A 5,461-nucleotide genomic window follows, 5' to 3' on the forward strand; every position below is an offset into this window, starting at 1 on the left:
TCTCTACATGCTTCGCAAAAACTTCAGCCATATCTCTATAAAGAGGAATTCCAGGCGGCCAGGATGTGGCCATTTTCCATTTATAGACTTTTCCCTCTGCTAGTGCTGGATTGGTTAAGAAACTCATCCCTACAAATAAAGCTGCCGTTATCAATAAAACTAATTTCTTCTTCCCTTTCATTCTTCTTCTCCTTTTTTGTTTATAATGGTTTTGTTGTATTACTTGGAATGTAGTCATACTATTCCAAACGTCCTTCTCTAAATGCTGTAATGTATTCCATGCAGAATTCGTCTTTATCAATAACGGATAGAGCTGATTTGAGTGAACTGTAAAGCTGTCTGTCAGTTGGATCAATTATAGCAGAATCAAGCCCACGGGTTATTGCAGCTACAAGAAATGTCCGGTTTACAAGTTTTCTGTTGGGCAGTCCGTAAGAGACATTTGTCAGGCCGCAAGTGGTATGAACTCCTGGAAATTCTTTCATTATTTTTTCTATAGCACTCAAGGTGGCCAGTGCCGAATTAGAATTCTTTGAAAGGGGATACAAGAGAGGATCGATATATAGATCATCAAGAGGCAGACCAAAAGCTGAAGCTCTTTCAACGAGCTGACCAGCCAATTTTACTTTTTCATCAACTGTCTCAGCCATAGAATCCTCAGACTGACAAAGCGCAATTACCTTTGGGTTGTATTCTTTTACCAGTGGAAGAATACTTTCTATTCGGGAAGGCTCCAGGGTAATTGAGTTAATCATGGGCTTACCTCTGATCTGGGAAAGCATGGCTTTTATCACCTCTGGATCGGGGCTGTCGATACAGATAGGAAGGTCTGTGGCCTCCTGAACGATACTAATAAGCCATTGTAAATGCTTTTTTTCTTCTCCCACAAAAACGCCTGCATTCACATCAATATAATCAGCGCCTGCTTTTTCTTGTGCTTTAGCCTCACTCTGAATAAAGGCTGTATTTCGGGTAGATATAGCTTGTGCGATATAATTGCGGGATGCATTGATTCTCTCCCCGATGATTAACATGGCTTTATCCCCTTATGAGATTTAGTTAATTAAATTCATAAGAAGAAGACTTAGCAAAGAAGATGCCAAGCTATAAGACTACGATAAAACTCTATAAAACAAGTTACTTAAGAAATTTTAGAGAGTACAGGTAGCAAACCATTGCCCCAAATGGTACACCACATAGTACGTGCTAAACCATTTGGGGCAGCTGGTGAGAATGACAAGATGTTATTAAGCTTTTTTTGTTTGGGTATCATCAGATTTTCCAACAACACCGTTATACCGGGCAATAGGTATTTGAGAATTAAATCTTATTGTTTCTGTCAGAGTATTGGATCTCCATCTCTGCTGGATGGACGACGTCTCATAGAAGATTCATCTTTTTTAGTCGTCCTTGAAGAACCCTGCGTGAGATACCCAGATATTGAGCGGTCCGGGTCTGATTTCCTTCATTCTTCTGGAATGCTGTTTTTATGATCCAGCGGTTCAAATTTTCCAGGTCCAATTTGTCTTCTGGTAATTCAAAATCATTTTGCCCTAAGACAGGCCGGCCCTTTGGTGTATTACCATTTGCATAATCTGAACTATTTATAAGAAGGGACAGGTCGTGTATATCTATTGTATCCAAGAGCCCCATTAGAGCCACATGCTCCATGATATTTTTAAGTTGACGAACGTTTCCAGGCCAGTGGAAAGAAATTAAAAAATTTTCTGCAGCAAGAACAAACCGGCTAAATTTTTTTCCCCTGCGCGTATAAGCTCTCCTAATAAAACGAAGTGCCAGTGGAAGAATATCATCTCGTCGTTCCCTCAAGGGTGGTATCTGAATTCTTCCCATATTTATCCTATAAAAAAGATCCAGACGAAATCGTTTCTTTGCCACTTCATGGCCAATATCTTTATTAGTGGCACAGATAATCCGAATATCAACGCTCACTTCCGTAATTCCGCCGACCCGATAGAATTTTTTTTCCTCCAGGACTCTAAGAAGTTTGACCTGGAGACTGAGTGGCATCTCACCAATTTCATCCAGAAAAATGGTGCCGCCATTGGCTGCCTCAAGCTTGCCGATACGGCCTTTAGTAGTAGCCCCGGTGTATGCTCCCGGATCATGTCCAAATAGTTCACCCTCAAAAAGTTCTTGAGATACTGCACCGCAATTTATGGCTACAAATGGAATAATGGATTTTTCCTGCCCATAGTGATGGATGTACCGGGCAACCAGTTCTTTACCGGTTCCACTTTCTCCTTCAAGCAGTATGGGGATACTTCTATCAGTACTATACTTTTCTGCCTGGCTGACGACCTGGCGCATGGCTTCAGAATAAACACACAGGCCATCTACACCGATTTCTTCAAGATATGCGGCTCGTAATTGTTCGGCTTCTCCATGGATCGCCCGTGTTTTAATGTCAACCTGTTCATTGAATTCCTTCTTAAGATGGGCATAGTTGTTTCGCAAAGCCGTGTATTCTGTTGATCGTTCAATAGTGATAGCTAACTCACGGACGTTGATGGGTTTTAGTAGATAATCAAACGCACCATACTTCAAAGCTTTAATAGTGTTATCCATGTCACCATGCCCGGTAATAACAATGATATTCACAGGAGATCGCTCAACTATTTTTATACGCCGCAGAAATTCCAGGCCATCCATGCCAGGCATACGAATATCCGTAATTACAAGCTGGAAATCATGGGAATGAAATTTACTCAAACCATCCATTCCATCTCCCACACATACAATAGTATGGCCTAACTTTGTCAAAAAATTGGACAGACTTTTGCGGATATCTTGTTCATCATCAATAATAAGAATGTTCAAAATCAATCTCCATTGATGGGGAAAATTGCCTTAAAGGTAGCCCCCCCTTTTTCATTATTCAATACCTCAATTTGTCCTTTGAACTCGGCTAAAATCGATTGAGTGATGCTGAGTCCCAAACCTGTTCCCTTTCCCGCCTCTTTGGTAGTAAAAAATGGATCAAAGATTTTAAGTTTCAGGTCGTCAGGTATACCGGTAGCATTATCGCTTACTTCGATGAATAAAGATTTGTTTTTTACACCTGTCCGCACCCAAATATTTTTATTGTCCTGATGACATTCGTCTAGTGCCTGGCGGGAATTGACGATCAAATTCATGATCACCTGTTCCAAACGACTAAGATTGGCCTTTAGAGGAGGGAGGTCGGCCATCAAATCTTTTTTTACCTGGATATCATGGACCTCAATCTGCCGCCCGATTATGGAAAATACGTTTTCAATTGCCTCGTTAGCATTGATATTGCCACAAGCACTGCTTGGTAGATCTTCTCTGGCAAAATTTCGGATATTATTGATAACCTTGCTCATCCTTACAGCCTGGTTAGAGACCATTTCCAGGCTTTCGAAAAGTTCTTCCTCATCCAGGTTCCAGCCTTTGTCCCTTCCAAAAAGAAAGCCATCAGTGACTATCCGTATAGTATTCAAAGGCTGATTCAACTCATGCGCGATCCCTGCTGCCATAACCCCGAGGGCAGTAAGTCTATCCTCGTGATACAGCTTAAGTTCGTTGATTTTGACCTGGCGGGCCAATTCCATCTGATCCGTTATATCGTCTATGATTAAATGTGCGGTTGATTGTTCCTCATATTCCATAATCTGAGCATATCCACTATAATGCCGAAGCCCCTCACCCTGCTGAGCACGAAATTCAAACCGTGTAATTTCATTAGAGTGTTGAAACAGATGCTCAAACCTTTTTGTTACTTTTTTCTGGTCTTCATAGTAAATCCAATCAATAAAACTATTCAATGTGATTTTACTATCCGAGAGGCCTAAAAGATCCGAGAAATGGTCATTATAATAAAAAACGGTTTTTTTACTAAAAAACATGATGCCAACGCCTGCAAAGTCTGTAATAGCTCGATACATAGCTTCAGAATGGTGGAGGTTCTTTTCAATTTGGCGCTCACGGGTAATATCACGCACAGAATGGATGGTACCCCATATCCGTTCATTTGAATCGTAAAGTATAGCGGTTTTGCCGTTAAGAAATGCGCCTCCTCCAGGTAAACCCTTGCAATAAGCTAAAACAAATGCCTCATCTCCCTTCATGTGTAGTTCATGATACGTTGACTCCCAGTATTGATTCGGTTGCAACATCAAATTTGAGACAGTTGGGCGGCGTTGATTATGAAAAGGGATAGAATGCTCGTAATTGCCTTTCCCAATGACTTGCTCAGCTTTCCAACCAGTGAGATTTTCTACGGATTTGTTCCATGTGGTAATAACTCCCTCAACATCCATAATAAAAGTGGGGTCAGGCATAAAATTAATTATGCTATTCAGCCTTTTATCAAGATCCATTTTGCTGATAAATAGTTCGAAGATTTGTCCTACTGCTGTCCCAAAATTCTTTTGTACGGTCAAGTCATCTTCGTATCTCAGATTCCAACAAACCAAAAAACCAAACATATATGATTCTAAAAAAAGTGGGATCAGTATAAGATTCGCTACCCCATTTTCAAACCTGGCAGAAAAGTCATCGATAAAAAGTGTTTCCTGTGTCTCTAAATATTTCCAACACTCTTCTTGTAGATTCTGAACTGTTAATAATTCAGAATTCAAAGAAATCGAACCCTCCTCTTTTTTATTGGAGGCTTCCCACCAGTCCATACATTCCAGTTTAAAATTTTCTTTATTTTTATAGTGTTTCCTGATCAAAGCGACCCCTTGAGCGAAAATGGTCTGACCTAATAGACTAAGAGCTTCCATCGGAACCTTTCCACCATTCTCTTTGCTGCTGCTGAGTACTTTGGAGATTTCCCCTATTATCTGGATATATTTTTGTTCCTTAAGCATTACCGTCTCTTCTTCAGCTTTAAAAACTTTGATTTGTCGCGAATTGATTTGAAATCCATGCTCAGCAAAAGCACTTGCAGCTTGTAATTCCAAAAAATTCTATAATCAAAAGCTCTACAAATTAACTTTCCGATAGCTCTGTTCAATCCTTCAACGAAACCATTTGCTATTTATTCGTAGAAATAATTCAGAATGTATTAATGTGGTAGCTTTTGTCAAGACAGAAAAACTTAGATATAAAGCAAGCACTGTGATTAATGCTTGCTTACTTTAATAGAATTAGCAGATATACAATTTAATTTGCAGAGCGTAAAAAATCACAAAAATGCTTTTGACATCCCGGTCAATTTCACTAGAAATCAGCTACAAGGTAAATTAAATTTTAGGCATGAATCTCATTTGATTTGGATACAAAGTATCTTTAGTGAAAATGTATAAATTTGATTCTAACGATTGATTTTCTTGAGGTGTGTATAAATCTATGACCGCAAATGACGGTTGGATTTTATCAACCATCTGATTTTTTATCTATTAATTCAATTTGTTCCCATTTGCAAAGTATATGTTTTGGCTTTTGAACAAGAAAATATTTAGATTTTCAA

3 protein-coding genes and 1 pseudogene are annotated in these 5,461 nt (G+C 39.4%); all 4 read right to left on the reverse strand.

Annotation, left to right across the window (positions count from 1 at the left end):
• Positions 1-181, reverse strand: a pseudogene (locus K8S13_RS03235) (ABC transporter substrate-binding protein); the annotation flags it as partial.
• 58 nt (positions 182-239) lie between these two features.
• A complete protein-coding gene (locus tag K8S13_RS03240) occupies positions 240-1,034 on the reverse strand; it encodes a methyltetrahydrofolate cobalamin methyltransferase (RefSeq protein WP_291460405.1) in 795 nt (264 codons plus the stop codon).
• Positions 1,035-1,380: 346 nt separating this feature from the next.
• Positions 1,381-2,841 carry a sigma-54 dependent transcriptional regulator gene (locus tag K8S13_RS03245; RefSeq protein ID WP_291460406.1) on the reverse strand — a complete coding sequence of 487 codons (1,461 nt, stop codon included), beginning with the start codon at positions 2,839-2,841 and terminating at the stop codon, positions 1,381-1,383.
• A 2-nt stretch (positions 2,842-2,843) separates the two neighbouring features.
• Positions 2,844-4,952 (reverse strand): PAS domain-containing sensor histidine kinase, encoded by a 2,109-nt coding sequence (locus K8S13_RS03250; RefSeq protein WP_291460407.1) that lies wholly within the window; start codon positions 4,950-4,952, stop codon positions 2,844-2,846.
• Between the last annotated feature and the right edge of the window lie 509 nt (positions 4,953-5,461).

It is taken from the genome of Desulfobacula sp. (genome assembly GCF_021107415.1).